Origin of the sequence: Methylobacterium sp. 285MFTsu5.1, from assembly GCF_000383455.1 — a bacterium.
GTDB lineage: Bacteria > Pseudomonadota > Alphaproteobacteria > Rhizobiales > Beijerinckiaceae > Methylobacterium.
Window position 1 is genome coordinate 1 of sequence record NZ_KB911274.1, and the last position, 19,197, is coordinate 19,197.

Sequence of the window (19,197 nt, forward strand, 5' to 3'; positions counted from 1 at the left end):
ATTGATCTGGCCGATCACGTGTATTCTCAGACGGAGCCTCACATCGACCAAGTGCCAGACGCTTCACAGCGCCAGAACACCCGTCGGTGAGCTCAGAAAGAAGAACAACAGATCGGCACAAGTCTACTCACGCTAGATCTCTCGACCTAGCCGCAAGGACAAACGCCGCCCGCGTCTCCCTTCCTCAATCCAACTTGTCAAAGAGCGCCTCAGTCGCCCGAGGCTCATCAGAGGCAAACAGAAGACCGCCCGGCAATCCCGCCGGCCAGCCCGCCCGCTTGTCAGAAGATGGCTCAGCGCCCGGTCCACTTCCGCGGCCGGCGCCGATGAGCCGGGGTATAGAGCCCTCGAATTTGCCCGTCAACAGCCCTGTTCCATCTCCGGGCTGTTTTTTCGCACGGCCCGGGCGATCGCTGCCGCGGCGCCTCCCTGCCCTCTCAGGAGGCCAGAGAGGTCCGGGATCCGGTCAGTACCCCTTCTTCACCTGCGCGAGCGCCGCGCTGAGCCCCTGGGCTACCCGCGCCCGCTCGTCCGGCCCGGCGTCGCGCGCGACCAGCGCCTGCTGCCGGCGCGAGACCAGGGTCAGGCGCTGGAGGCCGTACTCGTCGTCCTCGACCGTCTCGAGCTTGGTCCAGAGCGGATTGAACCGCCACTCCCGCCGCTCACCGCGGTGGCTGACCCGGGCGAGCAGGATCTCGATCTGCGAGATCATCACCTCCTCGAAGGAGCGTCCGCGCCGGAAGCTCACCTTCAGCGCCGCGTAGATCGCCAGCATGTCGAGGCCGAAGAAGCCGGCCACGGGCCAGAAGCCCATGCGCCACGCCCAGACCGACACGGCGACCGAGACCGCGCAGCAGCCGGTCATGACCACCCGGAAGCCGCGCCGGCTCAACGACTGGTGCGGCCGGATCGTCGCGGTGAAGACGGGCCGGTCGATCGTGTCCGGATCGAGCCCGTACGGGTGGACGGAAGGATTGCCGCTCGCCATGCGATCCATATAACGCGCCGATGCCCGCCAGAAAGACTCCCCCGCCCGTGACGGATCGCGCCGGTCGCGCCGCCGCGGGACCGGCCGAGACGGTATCCGGGACAGCCCCGACGCGGCGGGGCAAGGGCAGGTCCGGGAGCAAGGCCGAGGGAGCGTCTAAGAAGGCGTCCGGGCGGGCGTCCAAAGGAGCATCAGAGAGCGCCGTCTCCGCGCGGCTCGGGGGTCCGATCGAGCCGGCCGTCACCGCGCAGGTGGATACGGCTCCCGAGGCCGTTGACGCGGCGGCCCTCGCCGAGATCTTCCGCCGCTTCCATGCGGCGGAGCCGGAGCCCAAGGGCGAGCTCCACTACGTCAATCCGTTCACGCTCCTCGTCGCCGTGGTGCTGTCGGCCCAGGCGACCGACCGCGGCGTCAACCTCGCCACCGGCCCGCTCTTCGCGGTCGCCGACACGCCCGAGAAGATGCTGGCGCTCGGCGAGGACCGGGTCCGCGACTTCGTGCGCACGATCGGGCTGTTCAACACCAAGGCGAAGAACGTCGTCGCCCTCTCGCGCATCCTCGTGGAAACGCACGGCGGCGCGGTCCCGGCGAGCCTGGAGGCCCTGCAGGTCCTGCCCGGGGTCGGTGCCAAGACCGCGAGCGTGGTGCTCAACATCGCCTTCGGGGTTCCGCGGATCGCCGTCGACACCCACATCTTCAGGGTCTCGAACCGGATCCCGCTCTTCGTCGGCGCGACGACCGACAAGGTCCAGGCCGGGCTCGAGGCGATCGTGCCGGATGCCTACCGACTCCACGCTCATCACTGGCTGATTCTCCACGGACGCTACACCTGCAAGGCGCGCAAGCCCGAATGCCCACGCTGCCTCATCGCCGACCTCTGCCGCTACCCGTCCAAGACGATCGATTGACGACCGCACGACGACGGCGAGACGCGCGCGCGACGGGTCGCGGAGGTCGTCCCGGGCACGTCCCGACCGGCCTCCGCAATCCCGCCCTGCGGGCTAACGCGTTGTGCTGGAAGCCCGCTTCCGCTAGTTTGGCGGCCGGTCGCCGGGGCCCTCGGGCAGAGGCCGTCCGGCGGCCCGACCTCGCGTCCGGTCGCCGCGCCGCGGATTCCTCCCCATCGTCGCGCATCAGGAGCCTCGGCCCATGGACTTCCTCAAACCACGGTACACGCCTATGAATCGCCGCCGTCGCATCTACGAGGGCAAGGCGAAGGTCCTCTACGAGGGGCCGGAGCCCGGCACGCTCATCCAGCACTTCAAGGATGACGCGACGGCCTTCAACGCGAAGAAGCACGAGGTCATCGACGGCAAGGGTGTGCTGAACAACCGGATCTCGGAGTTCGTCTTCCAGCACCTCAACGACATCGGCGTGCCGACGCACTTCATCCGCCGGTTGAACATGCGCGAGCAGCTGATCCGCGAAGTCGAGATCATCCCCCTCGAGGTCGTGGTGCGCAACGTCGCGGCCGGGTCGCTGGCGACGCGCCTCGGCCTGGAGGAAGGCACGCAGCTGCCGCGCTCGATCATCGAGTTCTACTACAAGAACGACGCGCTGAACGATCCGATGGTCTCCGAGGAGCACATCACCGCCTTCGGCTGGGCGACGCCCCAGGAGATCGACGACATCATGGCGCTGGCGATCCGCGTCAACGATTTCCTGTCGGGTCTCTTCCTCGGCGTCGGCATCCGGCTGGTCGACTTCAAGATGGAGACCGGCCGTCTCTGGGAGGGCGACATGATGCGGATCGTGGTCGCCGACGAGATCTCCCCGGATTCCTGCCGGCTGTGGGACATCAAGTCCTCCGACAAGCTCGACAAGGACCGGTTCCGCAAGGATCTCGGCGGCCTGATCGAGGCCTATACCGAGGTCGCCAAGCGGCTCGGCATCATGTCGGAGAACGAGAAGGTCCAGGGCGGCGGCCCGCGTCTCGTGCAGTAGGCCCGGTCAGGCGCCCGGCCGGCGCAGGGGCGCCGGTCCGGCCTCGGGAAACCCCGCGCGCAGCCGCGCGTGGGTCGAGAGTTCCGGGTCGAAGCCCGGGTGATAATGGGGGTCCTGCACCAGCAGCGACCCCCATCGCGTTCTCAGCGCCGCGATCTCGCGCACGTGGCGGGCCCGGGCCTCTCGGGTCCAGCGGCGGCTCGCCGCCTCGCGGTGATGGAGGACCGCCCCGGGGACCAGGAGCGTGCGGTAGCCGGCCGCGTTCAGGCGCAGGCAGAGATCGACGTCGTTGAAGTCGACCGCGAAGACCGCCTCGTCGAAGCCGCCGACCGCGCGGAACTTCGCCGCCTCGACGGCCAGGCACGCGGCGGTCACCGCCGACACCGTGTGGGTGACGCGCAGGGCCCCGAGGTAGCCGGGGGCATCGCCGGGAAAGTGCCGGTGCCCGTGGGTGACGAGGCCGCCGGTGCCGAGCACGATGCCGCCGTGTTGGATCCGGCCCTCGCCGTCGAGGAGCTTGGCACCGACCGCCCCCACGTCGGGACGGAGGGCCTCCCGGGCCATGCGGGACAGCCAGTCGGGCCGGAAGGCCTCGACGTCATTGTTGACGAAGACCAGCAGCCTGCCGCGGGCGCGGGCCGCGGCGGCGTTGTTCATCGCGGCGAAGTTGAACGGCCCGGGCCAGGGCACGACGTGCCCCCTCCCCTCCCCCTCCAGCGCCCGCAGGTAGGCCAGCGTCTCGGGCTCGCGACTGTCGTTGTCGCAGACGATGATCTCGGTCGACGGCCAGTCGGTGCAGCCTCGGAGGCTCTCGAGGCAGGGGCGCAGGAGATCCAGGCGATCGCGGGTCGGCACGATGAGGCTCGCCAAGGGCCGCTCGTCCGGCAGGGGATGCTCGACCTGCACGAGACCGTCGAGCCCGACGGCCACGCCAACGCCCTCCCGCCCTGTCCGGTCGAGGTGATCGCGCACCAGCGCGTGGTGGGGGACGCGCCCGGTTTCGCCGCCCCGCGTCGCGGTCGAGGCGCCGCGCCGGACCGACAGGATCTCCGGCAGGTGGCCGATGGCGCCGGGACCGAAGCGCTCCGCGATGCGGAATGCGGCCTCGGCGGGACTGCCGGGATCGTCGCCGGGCTCGAGGGCGCCGCGTCGGCAGGCCAGCACGGGTCCGAGATAATCGAGGGCCGCGAGCCGGTCGGCGTCGAAGACCGGCGGCAGAAGCGGCAGCACCGCGCCGCCGGGTCTCTCCTGCACCAAGGCGTCGCCGTACAGCGCCTGCAGGTCGGGCTCGCGCGCGAACGCGGCGGCGATCCGGCCGGGCGCACCGGCGACGAGGACCCCGTCGCCGATCAGGCGGATCGCGTCTCTTGGACCGGCCGGCGCGGAGGGGAAGCGGTCGAGGATCCCGGGCGGCAGGGCGAGCCGATGGTCGATCCCGATCAGGGCGGCGAGCGCCTGCCGGGCGCGCAGGCGCTTACCCGTCACGCGCGCGCGCAGGATCGCGGCCGCCGCCCGGGGATGCGCGAGGAGCTGGCGCGTCGCGCCCACCAGCGCGCGCCAGGAGCGGCGCGACGGTCCGAGATAGGTCGCGGCATCGTGGCCCGACGCGCCGTCCGATGCACCGTCCGACCGCGACGTCATTCCAGGTCCTCGCCGAACGTCGTGACCGACAGGGCGGGGTGGTAGAACGGATCGTGCCGGATCGCGGCCCGCCAGCGCTCGGAGAAGCGGGCGGCCTCCTGCTCGAAGCGGGCGCGCTTGGCCCCGACGGACGGACCGCGGCTGACGGATTCGAGATGGGCCAGCGTCGCGGCCGGCGTCCAGACCGTCTTCCAGCCGGCGGCGCCGAGGCGGAGGCAGAAATCGACGTCGTTGAAGTCGACCGGGAATGCCTCGGCGTCGAAGCCGCCCACCGCCAGATACTTCTCCCGCGCGACGGCGAGGCAGGCGGCCGTCACCGCCGAGACCTCGTGCGCCACCCGCAGCTGGCCGAGATGGCCGGGCGTGTCACCGGGCCGGCGGCGCAGGATGTGGCCGGCCCGGCCGCCGAGTCCGACGACGACGCCGGCATGCTGCAGCGTGCCGTCGCCGTAGAGAAGCTTCGCCCCGACGGCGCCGACCTCCGGTCGGTACGCCTGCCGGACCATGGCCTCGAGCCAGCTCGGCTCCAGCACGGCGACGTCGTTGTTCAGCAGGACGACGATCGTCCCGGACGCCGCGGCGACGCCGGCGTTGACCATCGCGGCGAAGTTGAAGGGCTGCGGGTCCATGAGGATCCGGACGCGCGGATCGCCGCGCAGGGTCGCGTAGTGGTCGAGCACCGCTGGATCGGTGGAGCCGTTGTCGACGATGATCAGCTCGATCGCCGCGTAGGCTGTCTCGTGGAGCACCCCGCGGCAGACGCGGGTGATCAGGTCGAGGCGGTCGCGCGACGGGATGACGACGCTCACCAGCGGCACCGGATCCGGCAGGGGCCACGCGAGGCGAACGGCACCGTCGTGGATTCCGGCGCGGAACACCGGCTGTCCGGACCGGTGCGCGTCCAGGGCCGCGGCCCGGGCCGACGGGTCGAGACCGTCTCCGGCGCTGCGGGCGAGGATCCGCGGGACATGCGCCACCCGCGCGGCGGTGGTCATCGCCGCGATCGCGATGGCCGGCGCGAGCGCGGCCATCGGGCCGACCGGGCGCGCCATGGCCGCGGCCAGCCACGCCCGCGACAGGAGCAGGGGAAACCCGGGATAGCCGGTCGCCAGGGCGAGGTCCGGGCTCCAGTCCGGCTTCAATTGCGGGCGACCGTCGGGGCCGACCGCGTCGCCGTAGGCGATGTCCGCTCCCGACAGGGCCTGGGCCAGCAGCGCCAGGGCCTCCGGGTCCGGGACGTCACCGGGGCGCAGCAGGCACAGGGCGTCCGCCTCGCCGGAAAGTTCGTCGAAGCCGGAAGCCGCATCCCAGGTTCGATGCGACAGCGGCCCGTCGACCGATGCGGGCGGCGTCCCCGCCCACGCGACCTGGATCGACTCGGGGCGGTGCGTCTGCGCGCTCAGCGCGTCGCGCGTGGCCGACAGCGGCGCCGCGTCCTCGGCTCGCGCGAGAACGACGCAGCGGATCCGCAGGGCGGAGGGCGCGACGCGGGCGGGCCGGGTCCGGGCGGCGGCCCAGGCCGGGAACCGGTCCATCGGGGTCACCGCGCAGGCGCCGCGCAGGATGTCGCGGTAGCGCCGTTCCGAGCCGCGGGCGCGCTCGTAGAGGGCGGAGACGCAGCGCCAGGGCCGGCGCAGGAGGCACTGCACGAGCACCTCGACCTCGCGCCGGGCGCCGACCCGCTCCAGGGCGAAGTCCGCACCGGCAGAGAGACGGATCTCCCGGGTATCGGAGGGGATCAGTCCGAGCCAGTGGGCGAGCCCCTGCGCGGCTCCCGGCAGGAGGAAGTCCTGGACCGTCTCGTCAGGCCCTCGCAGGACGCGGAGGATCGGGCGCCGGGGCGCATTCGTCGGATCGCCGGCATAGCTCAGCACGATCCAGCCGGCGGGATGGTCCGGGAGCACGAGGCGGCGATCGAAGACGGGATCGTCCGTGGATTCCAGCCGGAACCGGGTCTTCCGGCCGAGCCAGAGCCTGTCGCGGTCGGTCCGGGCAATCAGCGGGGTCGGATCGCCGAGGCGCGCCGCGGCGTCACTGGGCAGCGTCGCCTCCGCCGGGTGGCGCCGCGGCGACAGCCGGTTTGCGGCGGCGCGGTTTCGCGGCGGGCTTGCCGCCCGCACCCTTGCCGGTCCCGACACCCACCGCGATGTCGTAATCGGCCGTCATGGCGCCCGGAACCTGCAGCTCGTCGGCCACGACCGTGGCGAAGCCCTGCGCCTCTCCGGGCCCGACGATCACGCTGGCCCGCTCGGTGCGGCTCGAGACGGTCTTGCCGTCGTGGCGGATCTGGAACGTCACCGGCACATCGAACCGGCCCGGCGCGCCCGCCGGCCCGAGCAGGACGTTGATCTCGGCGCCCACCTTGACGGTGATCGAGCCGTCCTGACGCCGCGTGCATTCGCGGGCGAGACGGCCGAGGGAGAACTGGGTGCGCACCGTGTCGCCCGCGAGCGCGCGCGAGGCGGCCCCGCCCTCGGCGACCTCGACCGTCGGGCAATAGGCCGGGTCGAGGGCTTCGGGCTGCGACGGCGGCACCGTCGTGCCGCCGTACTTGAACAGGTTGGAGAAGATGTTGCCCTCCTCGGCCCGGCCCGGGGCCGGGGCGGCGAGCGACGCGGCGAGCACAAAGCCGCCGAGCCGGAGAGCGACGGTCCGGCGCCGGGCCATGTCCGGGGACCGCGTGAGGCTCCTGTTCCGATGTCCGATCATCGCACGGCTCCCGAACCGCACCGTCATTTCAGGCTGTCGAACCCGGCCGCGAAGCCCTTCATCGACAGCGGGATGCCGACGCCTTCCTCGGGCGTCTGGAACACGATGAAGGTGGCCTGCGTGCCGTTCTTGAACTGGCGGATCAGCCCGTCATCCATCACGACCTCGGCCACGCACCCGGTGGTGAGGCAGCGGACGAAGCCGGCGCGGCCGATATCCGTCTGGTCGATCTTCAGGCCGAGTCCGGACGGCAGGAGAACGCCCAGCGGCGCCACCACCCGCAGCAGGTAACCGCGATTGTCGGCGGTCTTGAGGACGATGACCACGAGGGTCAGGTTGGGCCTGTCCTCGGCGGCGAGATACTGGACGAGGGCGCACTGCTCGGCCTTCGCGCCGGCCGGCGTCTCGCAGCGCAGCTGCCAATCGTCGAAGGTCTTGCGCACCATGCCCTGAGCCGCGGCAGGCCCGGCGGGCGCCAGTGCCGCCGCTACGAGGGCGAGGAGAACCGGCAGCGCGGCGCGCCGGTAACGAACGAGCCTCGCGTGAAGCGGCACCACCGATCCCTTCGGAACGCTCCGGCCGAGGACCGGCGGGAGCCGTACAATCGGGCGTGTTCCGACCATGGTCCGCCCCGCGCTGTCAAGCGATGCGGGCGCGGTGTTGCGCGTCGGCGCTACCCGTAACGGTTTCAGCGGCCTAGATTGTGTTCGAACACTCCTCCAGCGCCGGATTTTGACGCCGTGATGCGCCCGCTCACTCTCTCGGCCGCCTGCCTGGTGGCCACCCTCGCGCAGGCGGGAGCCCAGTCCCTGCCGGTCGGAGAGACCACCTACATCGAACGCTCGCTGAACCACTCGGACACGCTGGTGATCGAGCATCCGCCCGTGGCGGCGAACCCGTACGGCCGCCGCAACGGTCAGGCGGCCATCGCCGGCTACTGCAGGGACGGCGGCCTGGTCCGCCGCCGGGACGAGTTCGGCAACCCGGTGATCATCCGCCAGCGGGAGATCTGCGACAGCGTCGCGCCGCGCACCCTCAGCCCCGGGCAGGTCGATCCCCGCCCGAGCTGGCCGGCGGATGCCGTGGCGCGCCAGCGGGTGCTCCGCGTCAAGGGCTGAGGCGGGGCTGATGCGGGTCTGAGGTCGGCTCAGCCGTAGCGATGCAGGCCGGTGCCGTGGCGCTTGAGCCACGCTTCGGCAGCGTCGGTGTTCGGGCAGAGCGCCTGCACCAGCGCCCAGAAGCGCGGGGAGTGGTTCATCTCGCGCAGATGCGCCATCTCGTGGGCGACCAGATAGTCGAGCACCATCGGCGGCGCGAGGATCAGGCGCCACGAGAAGTTCAGCTCGCCGCGGGCCGTGCAGGATCCCCAGCGACTGCGGGTATCGCGCAGCGTGACCCGGACCGGCCGCTGCCCGAGCCGCGCCGCGTAGCGCTCGATCGCTTCGGTCAGGTCGCGCCTGGCCTCGCGGGCCAGGAAGTCGCGGACCCGGCGCGCCACGTGGGCGGCGTCGCACGACACCGACAGCACCGCCTCCCCCTCGACGGACTCGATGCGGACGGGACCGCTCCGGGTGCCGCGCTGGCTGATCCGGTGGGGCTCACCGCGGAGCGGCAGGCTGGCTCCGAGCTCGAAGAGCACGCGGGTCGGCACGCGCGCCAGGCGCGCGGCGATCCACTCCGCGTGGCTCGCCGCGAAGCGCTGCGCCGTGTTGATGGCGGTGCGGCTCGGCAGGGTGATCACGGCCTCGCCGGTGGCGGCCGACACGCGGAGCGTGATGCGGCGCGCGGTCGGCCGCCGACGGAGGGCGATGCGGAGGCTGGCCCCCTCGTGCTGGACCTCAAGATGATCGGGATCGGGGCGACGCAGCAGCGCGAGGGGCATGCGCGACTTCTAGCTGGGCCGGGCCCGGGGCTCCAGATCCCGCGTCTCCGAATCGCCGCGGCGGCCTCAGCTGGCGAGGGCCCGGGTCCAGACGTCGGTCTCGGGGAGGACGAGGAGCGCGGCGGCGGCCAGCGCGATCCCGTACGGGATCCCGGTCTTGGCGTCGTGCAGGTGCAGGGCGAACGGCATGCGCGCGATCCGGCCGGGCAGCGGATGCGTCCGCGCGAACAGGATCGCCAGGGTCAGGGCACCTCCGAACACCGAGGCCACCAAGAGGTAGTCGCCGAGGCCGTCGAAGCCGAGCCACAGGGCGGTGGCGGCCGCGAGCTTCGCGTCGCCGCCGCCGATGACGCCGAAGGCGAACAGCGTGAACGTGACGAGCAGGACGACCGCGCCGGCGGCGCAGTGGAAGCCGATCTCGGTCCAGCTCATCGAGCTCGTCAGGGCCAGCAGCGCGAACCCGGCCACGAGGGCGAGGGAGATCCGGTTCGGGATCAGCATGGTGAGCAGGTCGCTGGCGGCCGCGTAGGCCATCAGGAAGGGAAACAGGATCAGGAGACCGAAACCGGCCGGGCCCAGACCCGCCAGTCCCAGGCTTGCCGTCGCTGAACCGACCATCTCGGCGCCCATCTCGTCGCAGCCTGTCGCGTCACACAATGCGGTCAGCCCCGGCGGAGTGCCGGCCGGTCCGGACCTCGGATGTGCCGGGCGGCGAGCGCCGCCGCGAACAACGGCGATCCCGGCAGGCCGGGAACCCCCGCCTCTCTCCGGATTGCGAGGAGAGGCGGGATGTCTCGAACCTGCCGCAGATCGGACGGGTCTCGATCAGTTCAGGTTGCCGGAGATCTGGCTGAACTTGCTGGTCAGGCTGGTGCCGACCGTCTTCAGGGCAGTGATGATGGCCACGGCGATGAGGGCCGCGATCATGCCGTACTCGATCGCGGTGGCGCCGGACTCGTCCGAAGCAAAACGCGTGAACAGGGTCTTCATAGAGGGTGATCCTTCGATCAACACAGAGCGAGATAAAACTTGCGCGATGCCCGATGAAGAATTTTCAGGTCTCGATCGGCGGCCTGCACAGACTGCCGATTACGCCTTGAAAATCGGTTAAATCGATCCGGCACCGACCTAAAAGGCTGTCTCGCTGCGAGTTTGGTGAAGGTTGGGTTTCACCGATACGGCACAGTGCCGCGACTTGGTCTTGCTTAGCGCTTCCTTCACGGGTTCCGCGCTAGCCTCGGGCCTCGGGTAGGCTCTCTTCGACCACCCGCCGTCTTGAGGAACCCCGATGCGTCGCACCCTGTCGATCGCGGGCCGCGCCGGCCTCGTCGTCCTGCTGACGGGCGCCGCGGCCGCGGCCGGCCAGCCGGATCTCCTGCCCGTCGTGACCGTTCTCGTCGACAACGCCAAGGTGCTCCGCCTGCCGGAGAAGACGTCGACGGTCATCGTCGGGAACCCGATCATCGCCGAGGTGACGCCGCAGAAGAACGGCGTCCTCGTGCTCACCGGCAAGAGCTTCGGCTCCACCAACCTGATCGCCCTCGACAACGGCGGTGCCATGATCGCGGAGACGACCATCCGGGTCGAGGCGTCGCGGGACTCGACGATCACGGTGCAGCGCGGTCTCGATCGGGAATCCCTGTCGTGCACGCCGGGCTGCCAGCCGTCGGTGCAGCTCGGCGACTCGGCCAGCTACTTCGGTGCGACGAGCGGTCAGGCCGATGCCCGTCGCAAGCTCGCGACCGGCGGCGGCGCGGGCACGGTCCCGGCGGCCGATCACTGACCGGGCCGGGGTTCCATCGCGACATCGGCCGCGGCCTGGGGCAGGATCCCCCGGCCCTCGCCGATTCGCCGCGATGCCGCGGGGGCGCTGACGCCAGGGAGACGTCGAGGCCGATGTCCGCCATCACCCGCAATCCGCCGCCGCCCGCCGTCGACCCGGCCGTGCTGGCGGCCTTCCGCGATGTCTCGACGGCCACGATCAGCGACTGCCTGGCGCGGATGCCGGTCCTGGCCGGCCTGCGCCCGTTCCATCGCGGCGGGGCGCTCGTGGGAACGGCCTTCACGGTCCGCGTCCGGAGCGGCGACAACCTGGCCATCCATCAGGCTCTGGAAGAGGTCCGCCCCGGCGACGTGATCGTGGTCGACGGCGCCGGCGACACGAGCCGCGCGCTGGTGGGCGACATCATGAAGGCCATCGCCGAGAGCCGGGGCGTGGCCGGCTTCGTGATCGACGGCGCCGTGCGCGACACGGCGGCGTTCGCGGGCGCGGACTTTCCCTGCTACGCCCGCGACGCGACGCCGCGGGGGCCGTTCAAGACGGGCCCCGGCGCGATCAACGTGCCGGTCTGCGTCGGCGGCTGGACGGTGAGCCCGGGGGACGTGGTGGTCGGCGACGCCGACGGCGTCGTGTCGTTCCCGCCCGGCGACGCGGCCGCCCTGCTCGACGCCGTGCGGGCGCAGGCGGCCCGCGAGGCGGAGGTCCTGGAGCAGATCCGGGCCGGTCGCTACGACGGCCGCTACGCCCGGGTGGCGAAGGCCTGATCCGGCCGGGCGCCCTCGGGCGCCTGCAGGCGCCGCCACAGGGCATCGGCCGCGCCGCCTCGGCCCTCGCGCGTCCGGAACAGCCGGATCTCCACCGGAACGTCCAGCTCCTCCGGGCCTGCCCGCACGAGCTGTCCGCGGGCGATCGCCGCCTCCGCGAGCGTCACCGGGAGCCACGCGACACCGTCGCCCTCCTGGGCCATGGTCATCAGCGTCGCCGCCAAGTGCGACGTGAAGGCCGGCTCGTGGCCGGCCGCCACCCCGCTCGCCGCCAGGATCCGGCCGAGCCCCGAGGCCTCGCCGTAGGCGAGGTAGCGGACCGCCCCGGTCAGGGGCCAGAGCGGCGCCCCTTCGGACGCCGGTGCGCAGAGCGGCACGAGGCTGTCCGCGCCGACGCGGACCGACTCGCAGCGGCCATCGTCCAGGGGCGTGGGGAGGTCCGCGCGGTGGTGGCACAGGAGGAGTTGCACCTCGCCGGCCAGCAGGATCGCCTCGCAGGCCGCCATGCTGTCCGAGATCAGGTTGAGGGCGCCCAGCGTCTCGAAGGGTGCGTGCCGGCGGATCCAGCCGGGAAAGAACGTGAACGACAGCGCGTGCGTGGCCGCGATCGCGAGGCTCGCATCCGCGCGCGCGCCCGCGGCCCGCGCCTCGCGGCACGCCCGGTCCAGGCCCCGCATCAATTCCTCGGCGTGCGGGCGGAAGCCCGTTCCGGCGGCGGTCAGGTGCGCCCCTTGCGCGCTCCGCAGGAACAGCGGCGTCCCGAGCCACGCCTCGAGCGCGCGGATCCGTCGGCTGAAGGCCGGCTGCGTCACGTGCCGGACCTCGGCGGCCCGCGAGAAGGTCCGGTGCTCGGCGAGCGCGAGGAAGTCCCGCACCCAGTCCAGATCCATAGCGCCTCTCCGACAGGACGGGGCCGATGCCGCCCGCGCATCGCGCGCTCCGGAAACGGCATTGGCTGACCGGGGGCCGCCGACGCTATGGCACCGGGACGCACCGGGGAGAGTGAGCCATGCGCATCGTCGACGTCCGCGAGGTCACCAAGCCGATCGCATCGCCGATCCGCAACGCCTACATCGACTTCTCGAAGATGACCACGAGCCTCGTCGCGGTGGTCACCGACGTGGTCCGCGACGGCCGGCGGGTCGTCGGCTACGGCTTCAACTCCAACGGCCGCTACGGTCAGGGCGGCCTGATCCGCGAGCGCTTCCGTGACCGGATCCTGGAGGCCGACCGGGACAGCCTCCTCGTCGATGCGGGCGACAACCTCGACCCGCACCGGGTCTGGGCCGCGATGATGCGCAACGAGAAGCCCGGCGGCCACGGCGAGCGCTCGGTGGCTGTGGGCACCCTCGACATGGCGATCTGGGACGCGGCGGCGAAGATCGCCGGGAAGCCACTGTTCCGGATGCTCGCCGAGCGGAAGGGCGTCGCCGCCGACCCGCGGGTCTTCGTCTACGCGGCCGGCGGCTACTACTATCCCGGCAAGGACGATTCCGCCCTCCGCGCCGAGATGCGCGGCTATCTCGACCGCGGCTACACCGTCGTGAAGATGAAGATCGGCGGCGCACCGCTCGAAGAGGACCGGCGCCGGATCGAGGCCGTGCTCGCCGAGATCGACGGACGGGGCCGTCTCGCGGTGGACGCCAACGGCCGCTTCGATCTCGAGACCGCCATCGCGTACGCCCGGATTCTGCGGCAGTACCCGCTGTTCTGGTACGAGGAGGCGGGCGACCCGCTCGACTACGCGCTCCAGGCGGCGCTCGCGCCCTACTATCCCGGGCCGATGGCCACCGGCGAGAACCTGTTCTCGCACCAGGACGCGCGCAATCTCCTGCGCTACGGCAACATGCGGCCCGACCGCGACTGGCTGCAGTTCGACTGCGCGCTGTCGTACGGGCTCGTGGAGTACCTGCGCACCCTCGACGTGCTGGCCGAGTTCGGCTGGTCGCCCGCCCGCTGCATCCCGCATGGCGGGCACCAGATGTCGCTCAACATCGCGGCCGGCCTCGGCCTCGGCGGCAACGAGAGCTACCCGGACCTGTTCCAGCCCTACGGCGGCTTCCCCGACGGGGTTCGGGTCGAGGACGGCCACATCACCATGCCGGACCTGCCGGGCATCGGCTTCGAGGGCAAGTCGGACCTCATCGCGGAGATGCGCGCCCTCGCGGCGTAGCGCGCCGACCCGGGCGGCCTTGCGGAACGCGCCACCGCGTTGGACGATGGCGCATGGATTCCGGCCCCCTCACCTACGCGATCGGCGACGTCCACGGCTGCGCCGCCCTCCTCGACGCGCTGCTGGAGCGGATCGCCGACCATGCGGGCGACCGTCCCCACCGGCTGGTCTTCCTCGGGGACTACATCGACCGCGGCCCGGACAGCGCCGCGGTGCTCCGCACCGTGAGCCGCCTGAACTGGGCCGAGCCCGAGCGCGTCGTCTGCCTGATGGGCAATCACGAGCGGATGCTGCTCGACGCACTCCAGACGGAGAGCGCGGCCGCGCACTGGATGTTCAACGGCGGCGAGGCGACGCTCGATTCGTTCGGCGCGCGGGATCCTGCCGGCCTGCCCCGGGACACCCTCGACTGGATCGAGGCGCTCCCGACGCTGCACGGTGACGGCGCCCACTGGTACGTGCATGCCGGGCTGCGGCCCGGCACAGACGCCCTCGGCTCGGACGCGCACGATCGCCTCTGGATCCGCGAGCCGTTCCTCGAGGGCGACCACGATTTCGGACGGCACGTGGTCCACGGCCACACGCCGCAGCGGAGCGGGCGCCCGGAAGTGCGCCGGTTCCGCACCAACCTCGACACCGCGGCCGTCTACGGCGGCGCGCTGACCGCCGGGATCTTCTCGGACGCGCAGGGGCCGGCCCTGGAGTTCCTGCAGGTGAGAGCATCATAGGGCGCGACGGCGCCGTCTTTGCGAGCGGAGCGAAGCAACCCAGGGCAGCGCCGCATCGCGCGGCCCGGCGCCGCGTGGACTGCTTCGCTCCGCTCGCGAAGACGCTGGCCCGCGGGCCGCCGGCCGGACCTGTCAGACCCCGCGTCGCGCGGGCACCAGCGCGCAGAGGATCCCGGTGAGCCAGCCGCCCATCAGGGCGAAGCCGCCGGTGGGCGCCGCCATCGGGAAGAGCGCGTGCTGAAGCCATGCGCGCACCGAGAGGTCGCCGCAGAACAGGATCAGGCCGGCGACCAGCAGCCCGGCCGCGACGCGCGCGAGACCGGCCCGGACGAGGCCCGCGGCCCCGAGACCGACCAGCGCCAGGATGGCGGGGGCGTGGAACAGCAGGAACTGCGCCGCCGTCTTCAGCGAGTCCGCCCCGGGGATGTGCGCCGCGGCGGCGCTCAGCGCGACGCCGAGCAGCCCGGCCAGAGCGGCGAGCGCCGCGAGCGCGCGGTCGACACCCGCGAGTCTCACGCGCCGCGCTCCGCCAGGAGCCTAGCGATGGCCGCCCGCAGATCCGGTACGCCGGAATCGTCCCGGCTCGAGGTGAGGATCACCTGCGGGTAGGCGGCCGGCCGCTTGGCGAGCCCCGCCTCGATCCCGGCGATGCGGCTCGCGACCTCGCCCTTCTTGAGGGAATCGCCCTTCGTCAGCACGACCTGATAGCTCACCGCGGCCTTGTCGAGGCCGTCGAGGACGTCGGTGTCGATCGACTTGAAGCCGTGCCGGGCGTCGATCAGCATGAACACCCGGGCGAGGTTGGCGCGGCCCTTGAGGTAGGCGTGAATCAGCCGGGTCCACGCCTCGACCTTGGCCTTCTCGACGGCGGCGTAGCCGTAGCCGGGCATGTCGACCAGCGACAGGCGCTCGCCGATCCGGAAGAAGTTGAGCTGCTGCGTCCGCCCCGGCGTGTGCGAGGTCCGCGCCAGGGTGTTGCGCCCGGTGAGTGCGTTGATCAGGCTCGACTTGCCGACATTCGAGCGCCCCGCGAAGGCGATCTCGACGCCCTCCATGGGCGGCAGCCGGTCGAGGATCTGGGCGGCCGCGTAGAAGTCGGCCGGGCCGGCGAAGAGAAGGCGGCCGGCCTCGAGGAGGTCGGCCGCGTCGTCGTTGGTCTCGCTCACGGCGTCTCGCCCGTCAGCTCTTGGTGGCGGCCGCCTTGGTGCCGCCGCGCTTGAACGTTGTGCGGAGGTTGTCCCACAGCTCCACCTTCACGCCGTTGCGGCGCATGATGACGTATTGCTGGATCACCGACAGGGTGTTGTTCCAGGCCCAGTAAATCACCAGGCCGGCGGGGAACGAGCCCAGCATGAAGGTGAACACGATCGGCATGAATGTGAAGATCTGCGCCTGGACCGGGTCCGGCGGCGCGGGATTCATCTTCATCTGCACGAACATCGTGATGCCCATGATGATCGGCCAGACGCCCAGGTGCACGAAGTCGGGTGCCGGGAACGGCAGCAGGCCGAACAGGTTCACGATGCTCGTCGGATCCGGCGCCGCGAGGTCGCGGATCCAGCCGAAGAACGGCGCGTGGCGCATCTCGATGGTGATGAACAGGACCTTGTAGAGCGCGAAGAAGACCGGAATCTGGATCAGCACCGGCCAGCAGCCGGCGACCGGATTGATCTTCTCCTTCTTGTACAGCTCCATCGTGGCCTGCTGCTGCTTCATGCGGTCGTCCTTGTACCGCTCGCGGATGGCGGCCATCTCCGGCTGCACGGCCTTCATCTTGGCCATGGAGACGTAGGACCGGTTCGCGATCGGCAGGAACAGCAGCTTCAGGCAGAAGGTCACCACCAGGATCGAGACGCCGAAATTGCCGAACAGGTGGTAGAAGAAGTCTAGCGCCCGGAACATCGGCTTGGTGATGAAGAAGAACCAGCCCCAATCGATCATCAGATCGAAGTGCTTGATGCCGAGGTCCTTCTCGTAGTTGTTGATGACGTTGACTTCCTTGGCGCCGGCGAACAGCCGCTGCGTCGCGGTCGCCGAGGCGCCCGCCGCGAGATTCACGGCATCGCCGCGCACGCTGGCTTGGTAGACGTTGGTGGCACCGTCGGTCCGGTCGGTGAAGGCGCCGGTATAGGGCGCGTCCTGATCGGGGATCGCGGCCGCCGCCCAGTACTTGTCGGTGATGCCGACGAAGCCGCCGGTCACGCCGCTCCAGGCCTTGCCCTTGGTGTTGGCACCGCCGTAGGCGCCCTCCTTGGCGAGCTTGTCGTAGGTGAATTCCTGCAGGCCGTCGTTGCCGAGATAGCCGATCATGCCCTCGTGCAGGACGTAGTAGCCCTGGGTATGCGGCTTACCCCAGCGGGAGACGAGGCTGTACGGGTAGAGCGTGATGGCGCCCGAGCCCTTGTTCTCGACCTCGTCGCGGATCGTGAACATGTACTTGTCGTCGACCGCGATGATCCGCTTGAAGACGAGGCCGGCGCCGTTGTCCCAGGTCAGGGTCACGGGCATGCCGGGCGACAGTGTCTTGCCGTCGCTGGTCCAGAGGGTGTCGTTGGTCGGCAGCGGACCGGCATTGGCGCCGACCCAGCCGAACTCGGCGTAGTAGGGCGTCTCGGTCCCGGCCGGCGAGAACAGCACGATCTCGGGGCTCTTGGGGTCGATGGTCTCGTGGTAGTTCCTGAGCGAGACGTCGTCGACGCGGCCGCCCTTCAGGGCGATCGAGCCGGAGAGCGCCGGGGTCTCGATCCGGACGCGCGGCGAGCGGGCCAGCGCCGCCTCGCGGGAGACCGGGCCGCCCTGGGCGGTCGGCAGCGTGCCGGGCGCGGGGGCCGCCGGGCCACCCTCCTTCGGGGACGGCGAGGGCACGCCGTCCGGGGTCACGCCCGGGGGCTGCTGCTGCGCGGCCTTGTTCTGCGCCTCGATCTGGCGCTGCTGCTCCATGCGCGGGCCGGCCACGAAGTACTGCCACCCGAGCAGCACCAGCAGCGACAGGCCGATGGCCACGAACATGTTCGTCTTGTCATTGCCCATCAGGGACACCGCCGCACGCGTTCGGAGTGGCAACAGGAACGTCGCCGGCCCCGGGGGACCTGCGCGCGCCTGTGATTCGGGGATCTCTGTCGCACCCCTGCGACGGGCCGATGTCGGCACCGCCGGGTGGGGCCGCCTGCGCGGAGGCGCGGCCGGCTTCGTGCGGGAGAGAGGACGACTGAGAAGTGGCCGTGTCAGGAGCCGGCTTGGAGCGCCGGCCGCCGGATCGACCGGGTGACCTGTCCCCGCGGGGCGCGGCCGCGCGGGTCACCGCGGGAATCGCGCGGCGCAGATCCTCGGCGAGGGCCTCGAAGGAGGCTTCGAGGGCGGGGCGGCGGGCGATCAGCACGATGTCGGCCGGAAGGCCCGCGAGCTCGCTCGGCAGATCGGACGCGACCAACCCCACGGCAGCGCGGAGTCGGCGGCGGATGCGGTTGCGCTCCGTCGCGTGGCCGACACGCTTCGTGATGGTGAAACCGAGACGGAGGCCGGGGCAGACGTCGGGGTTCCGAAGACGCCCCTGCGCGGTCATACGCTCGGTGTGGAAGCGACGCCCCTCGGCTGCCGCCAGGAAGTCGGGTCGTTTCTTGAGCCGCTCGATCGTCGCCATCGATGGTTCGATCCCGGCCGATACCACTTGCCTCGTGGCGCGGATGCGTCGGAGCGTCCGCGCCGGCGAGGATCAGGCCTCAGGCCGACAGGCGCTTGCGGCCATGGGCGCGACGGCGCGCGATGACCTTGCGGCCGCCGGCGGTGGCCATGCGCGCACGGAAACCGTGACGGCGCTTACGGACGAGCTTGCTCGGCTGGTAGGTTCTCTTCATGGCTCAGAGCCTTCAAAGGTCGAGGCGCGCTCGCGGGCAGCTATTGCTGCACCCGACCTTCACGCGTCCTGGTTGTCTGCAAACACGAAGGGCGCCCATGCGGGGCGCCACGTCGCGAGTGGCGGGCTTATGGCGGATGGGCCCCGCGAAGTCAACGTTTCGCGGGGCTCAATGACCCTCGAACTGCATGAGGGTGCGCACCTCGACGCCCAGGTCGCGCAGGCGCTGCGCGCCGCCGATCTCGGGCAGGTCGATGACGAAGCAGGCGGCCACGATCTCGGCGCCGATCTTCTGGAGCAGGTTCACGGCCGCGATCGCGGTGCCGCCGGTGGCGATCAGGTCGTCGACCAGCAGCACCTTGTCGCCGGGCCGTACGGCGTCGACGTGGATCTCGATCTCGTCGGTCCCGTACTCGAGGGCGTAGGCCATCGAGACAGTCTTGTGAGGCAGCTTGCCCTTCTTGCGGATCGGCACGAAGCCGCAGGAGAGCTGGTGGGCGATGGCCCCGCCCAGGATGAAGCCCCGGGCCTCGATGCCGGCCACCTGGTGGATCTGTCCGCCGGCGTAGGGATGCACCAGGGCGTCCACCGCCCGCCGGAAGGCACGCGGGTCGCTCAGCAGCGTGGTGATGTCGCGGAAGATGATCCCCGGCTTCGGGTAATCGGGAATCGAGCGGACCGATTCCTTCAGCGCGACGTGGCGGCGGGCTTCCATGCGTTCGGCCTTCCGTGGGG

General features: G+C 71.3%; 22 protein-coding genes. 7 read left to right on the forward strand and 15 right to left on the reverse strand.

Going from position 1 to position 19,197, the window contains the following annotated elements; all coding sequences use genetic code 11:
• Window positions 1–466: 466 nt before the first annotated feature.
• The gene (locus H288_RS0110180) at window positions 467–988 is read right to left on the reverse strand and encodes a DUF2244 domain-containing protein (protein WP_020092482.1); all 522 of its coding nucleotides are present in this window, start codon (window positions 986–988) and stop codon (window positions 467–469) included.
• A gap of 227 nt (window positions 989–1,215) precedes the next feature.
• Between H288_RS0110180 and nth the strand changes: the two genes are divergently transcribed.
• Complete coding sequence (gene nth / locus H288_RS0110185) at window positions 1,216–1,896, forward strand: endonuclease III (protein ID WP_042669674.1); 681 nt, start codon at window positions 1,216–1,218, stop codon at window positions 1,894–1,896.
• 241 nt (window positions 1,897–2,137) lie between these two features.
• Complete coding sequence (gene purC / locus H288_RS0110190) at window positions 2,138–2,932, forward strand: phosphoribosylaminoimidazolesuccinocarboxamide synthase (protein WP_010684691.1); 795 nt, start codon at window positions 2,138–2,140, stop codon at window positions 2,930–2,932.
• A gap of 6 nt (window positions 2,933–2,938) precedes the next feature.
• On the opposite strand, the gene H288_RS0110195 is transcribed toward purC, so the two are convergent.
• The 4 genes from H288_RS0110195 to H288_RS0110210 all read right to left on the reverse strand — a co-directional run bounded on the left by H288_RS0110195 (window position 2,939) and on the right by H288_RS0110210 (window position 7,839).
• Complete coding sequence (locus tag H288_RS0110195) at window positions 2,939–4,573, reverse strand: glycosyltransferase (RefSeq protein WP_020092485.1); 1,635 nt, start codon at window positions 4,571–4,573, stop codon at window positions 2,939–2,941.
• Window positions 4,570–6,477, reverse strand: coding sequence for a glycosyltransferase family 2 protein (locus tag H288_RS0110200; protein WP_103984989.1), 1,908 nt, complete (start codon window positions 6,475–6,477; stop codon window positions 4,570–4,572). The genes H288_RS0110195 and H288_RS0110200 overlap by 4 nt, the downstream gene beginning before the upstream one ends.
• 127 nt (window positions 6,478–6,604) lie before the next feature.
• Complete coding sequence (locus H288_RS0110205; RefSeq protein ID WP_026604815.1) at window positions 6,605–7,282, reverse strand: hypothetical protein; 678 nt, start codon at window positions 7,280–7,282, stop codon at window positions 6,605–6,607.
• Window positions 7,283–7,305: 23 nt separating this feature from the next.
• The gene (locus H288_RS0110210) at window positions 7,306–7,839 is read right to left on the reverse strand and encodes an invasion associated locus B family protein (RefSeq protein WP_026604816.1); all 534 of its coding nucleotides are present in this window, start codon (window positions 7,837–7,839) and stop codon (window positions 7,306–7,308) included.
• A 186-nt stretch (window positions 7,840–8,025) separates the two neighbouring features.
• On the opposite strand from H288_RS0110210, the gene H288_RS0110215 reads away from it, so the two are divergent.
• Window positions 8,026–8,400 (forward strand): hypothetical protein, encoded by a 375-nt coding sequence (locus H288_RS0110215; RefSeq protein ID WP_020092489.1) that lies wholly within the window; start codon window positions 8,026–8,028, stop codon window positions 8,398–8,400.
• 29 nt (window positions 8,401–8,429) lie between these two features.
• On the opposite strand, the gene H288_RS0110220 is transcribed toward H288_RS0110215, so the two are convergent.
• From H288_RS0110220 to H288_RS0110230, 3 genes are all read right to left on the reverse strand, one after another.
• Window positions 8,430–9,164 (reverse strand): SprT family zinc-dependent metalloprotease, encoded by a 735-nt coding sequence (locus H288_RS0110220; RefSeq protein WP_020092490.1) that lies wholly within the window; start codon window positions 9,162–9,164, stop codon window positions 8,430–8,432.
• A 66-nt stretch (window positions 9,165–9,230) separates the two neighbouring features.
• A complete protein-coding gene (locus H288_RS0110225) occupies window positions 9,231–9,782 on the reverse strand; it encodes a prepilin peptidase (protein ID WP_042669679.1) in 552 nt (183 codons plus the stop codon).
• Window positions 9,783–9,989: 207 nt separating this feature from the next.
• Window positions 9,990–10,154: a Flp family type IVb pilin gene (locus H288_RS0110230; RefSeq protein ID WP_012320434.1), complete on the reverse strand. Its 165-nt coding sequence runs from the start codon at window positions 10,152–10,154 to the stop codon at window positions 9,990–9,992.
• Between the two features lie 298 nt (window positions 10,155–10,452).
• Between H288_RS0110230 and H288_RS0110235 the strand changes: the two genes are divergently transcribed.
• Both H288_RS0110235 and H288_RS0110240 read left to right on the forward strand, forming a co-directional pair.
• Window positions 10,453–10,947: a pilus assembly protein N-terminal domain-containing protein gene (locus tag H288_RS0110235; RefSeq protein WP_020092492.1), complete on the forward strand. Its 495-nt coding sequence runs from the start codon at window positions 10,453–10,455 to the stop codon at window positions 10,945–10,947.
• Window positions 10,948–11,060: 113 nt separating this feature from the next.
• Entirely contained in the window at window positions 11,061–11,708 is a 648-nt protein-coding gene (locus H288_RS0110240; RefSeq protein ID WP_020092493.1) for an RraA family protein, read from the forward strand.
• On the opposite strand, the gene H288_RS0110245 is transcribed toward H288_RS0110240, so the two are convergent.
• Window positions 11,684–12,598, reverse strand: a complete 915-nt coding sequence (locus H288_RS0110245) for a LysR family transcriptional regulator (protein WP_020092494.1) — start codon at window positions 12,596–12,598, stop codon at window positions 11,684–11,686. The genes H288_RS0110240 and H288_RS0110245 overlap by 25 nt on opposite strands.
• 119 nt (window positions 12,599–12,717) lie before the next feature.
• Here H288_RS0110245 and H288_RS0110250 point away from each other — a divergent pair, with 119 nt between their 5' ends.
• Both H288_RS0110250 and H288_RS0110255 read left to right on the forward strand, forming a co-directional pair.
• Window positions 12,718–13,881 (forward strand): mandelate racemase/muconate lactonizing enzyme family protein, encoded by a 1,164-nt coding sequence (locus tag H288_RS0110250; RefSeq protein WP_020092495.1) that lies wholly within the window; start codon window positions 12,718–12,720, stop codon window positions 13,879–13,881.
• Window positions 13,882–13,934: 53 nt separating this feature from the next.
• Window positions 13,935–14,609 carry a metallophosphoesterase family protein gene (locus H288_RS0110255; RefSeq protein ID WP_020092496.1) on the forward strand — a complete coding sequence of 225 codons (675 nt, stop codon included), beginning with the start codon at window positions 13,935–13,937 and terminating at the stop codon, window positions 14,607–14,609.
• A gap of 132 nt (window positions 14,610–14,741) precedes the next feature.
• On the opposite strand, the gene H288_RS0110260 is transcribed toward H288_RS0110255, so the two are convergent.
• The 6 genes from H288_RS0110260 to H288_RS0110285 form a co-directional block, all read right to left on the reverse strand.
• Complete coding sequence (locus tag H288_RS0110260) at window positions 14,742–15,125, reverse strand: DUF423 domain-containing protein (protein WP_020092497.1); 384 nt, start codon at window positions 15,123–15,125, stop codon at window positions 14,742–14,744.
• Window positions 15,122–15,775 carry a ribosome biogenesis GTP-binding protein YihA/YsxC gene (gene yihA, locus H288_RS0110265; RefSeq protein WP_020092498.1) on the reverse strand — a complete coding sequence of 218 codons (654 nt, stop codon included), beginning with the start codon at window positions 15,773–15,775 and terminating at the stop codon, window positions 15,122–15,124. The genes H288_RS0110260 and yihA overlap by 4 nt, the downstream gene beginning before the upstream one ends.
• 13 nt (window positions 15,776–15,788) lie before the next feature.
• Window positions 15,789–17,639 (reverse strand): membrane protein insertase YidC, encoded by a 1,851-nt coding sequence (gene yidC, locus H288_RS0110270; protein WP_020092499.1) that lies wholly within the window; start codon window positions 17,637–17,639, stop codon window positions 15,789–15,791.
• A complete protein-coding gene (gene rnpA, locus H288_RS0110275; RefSeq protein WP_020092500.1) occupies window positions 17,629–18,249 on the reverse strand; it encodes a ribonuclease P protein component in 621 nt (206 codons plus the stop codon). The genes yidC and rnpA overlap by 11 nt, the downstream gene beginning before the upstream one ends.
• Window positions 18,250–18,328: 79 nt before the next feature.
• Window positions 18,329–18,463, reverse strand: coding sequence for a 50S ribosomal protein L34 (gene rpmH / locus H288_RS0110280; protein ID WP_007558110.1), 135 nt, complete (start codon window positions 18,461–18,463; stop codon window positions 18,329–18,331).
• Between the two features lie 168 nt (window positions 18,464–18,631).
• Window positions 18,632–19,177, reverse strand: a complete 546-nt coding sequence (locus H288_RS0110285; RefSeq protein WP_012320444.1) for an adenine phosphoribosyltransferase — start codon at window positions 19,175–19,177, stop codon at window positions 18,632–18,634.
• Between the last annotated feature and the right edge of the window lie 20 nt (window positions 19,178–19,197).

Excerpts from the sequence above, each read along its gene's own strand:
- H288_RS0110225 (WP_042669679.1), bottom strand. The coding sequence starts at position 9,782 with ATGGTCGGTTCAGCGACGGCAAGCCTGGGACTGGCGGGTCTGGGCCCG.
- H288_RS0110240 (WP_020092493.1), top strand. The coding sequence starts at position 11,061 with ATGTCCGCCATCACCCGCAATCCGCCGCCGCCCGCCGTCGACCCGGCC.
- H288_RS0110285 (WP_012320444.1), bottom strand. The coding sequence starts at position 19,177 with ATGGAAGCCCGCCGCCACGTCGCGCTGAAGGAATCGGTCCGCTCGATT.
- H288_RS0110235 (WP_020092492.1), top strand. The coding sequence starts at position 10,453 with ATGCGTCGCACCCTGTCGATCGCGGGCCGCGCCGGCCTCGTCGTCCTG.
- H288_RS0110180 (WP_020092482.1), bottom strand. The coding sequence starts at position 988 with ATGGCGAGCGGCAATCCTTCCGTCCACCCGTACGGGCTCGATCCGGAC.
- yidC (WP_020092499.1), bottom strand. The coding sequence starts at position 17,639 with ATGGGCAATGACAAGACGAACATGTTCGTGGCCATCGGCCTGTCGCTG.
- H288_RS0110220 (WP_020092490.1), bottom strand. The coding sequence starts at position 9,164 with ATGCCCCTCGCGCTGCTGCGTCGCCCCGATCCCGATCATCTTGAGGTC.
- H288_RS0110245 (WP_020092494.1), bottom strand. The coding sequence starts at position 12,598 with ATGGATCTGGACTGGGTGCGGGACTTCCTCGCGCTCGCCGAGCACCGG.
- rpmH (WP_007558110.1), bottom strand. The coding sequence starts at position 18,463 with ATGAAGAGAACCTACCAGCCGAGCAAGCTCGTCCGTAAGCGCCGTCAC.
- rnpA (WP_020092500.1), bottom strand. The coding sequence starts at position 18,249 with ATGGCGACGATCGAGCGGCTCAAGAAACGACCCGACTTCCTGGCGGCA.
- H288_RS0110195 (WP_020092485.1), bottom strand. The coding sequence starts at position 4,573 with ATGACGTCGCGGTCGGACGGTGCATCGGACGGCGCGTCGGGCCACGAT.
- H288_RS0110230 (WP_012320434.1), bottom strand. The coding sequence starts at position 10,154 with ATGAAGACCCTGTTCACGCGTTTTGCTTCGGACGAGTCCGGCGCCACC.
- H288_RS0110250 (WP_020092495.1), top strand. The coding sequence starts at position 12,718 with ATGCGCATCGTCGACGTCCGCGAGGTCACCAAGCCGATCGCATCGCCG.
- H288_RS0110215 (WP_020092489.1), top strand. The coding sequence starts at position 8,026 with ATGCGCCCGCTCACTCTCTCGGCCGCCTGCCTGGTGGCCACCCTCGCG.
- H288_RS0110205 (WP_026604815.1), bottom strand. The coding sequence starts at position 7,282 with ATGATCGGACATCGGAACAGGAGCCTCACGCGGTCCCCGGACATGGCC.
- purC (WP_010684691.1), top strand. The coding sequence starts at position 2,138 with ATGGACTTCCTCAAACCACGGTACACGCCTATGAATCGCCGCCGTCGC.
- H288_RS0110255 (WP_020092496.1), top strand. The coding sequence starts at position 13,935 with ATGGATTCCGGCCCCCTCACCTACGCGATCGGCGACGTCCACGGCTGC.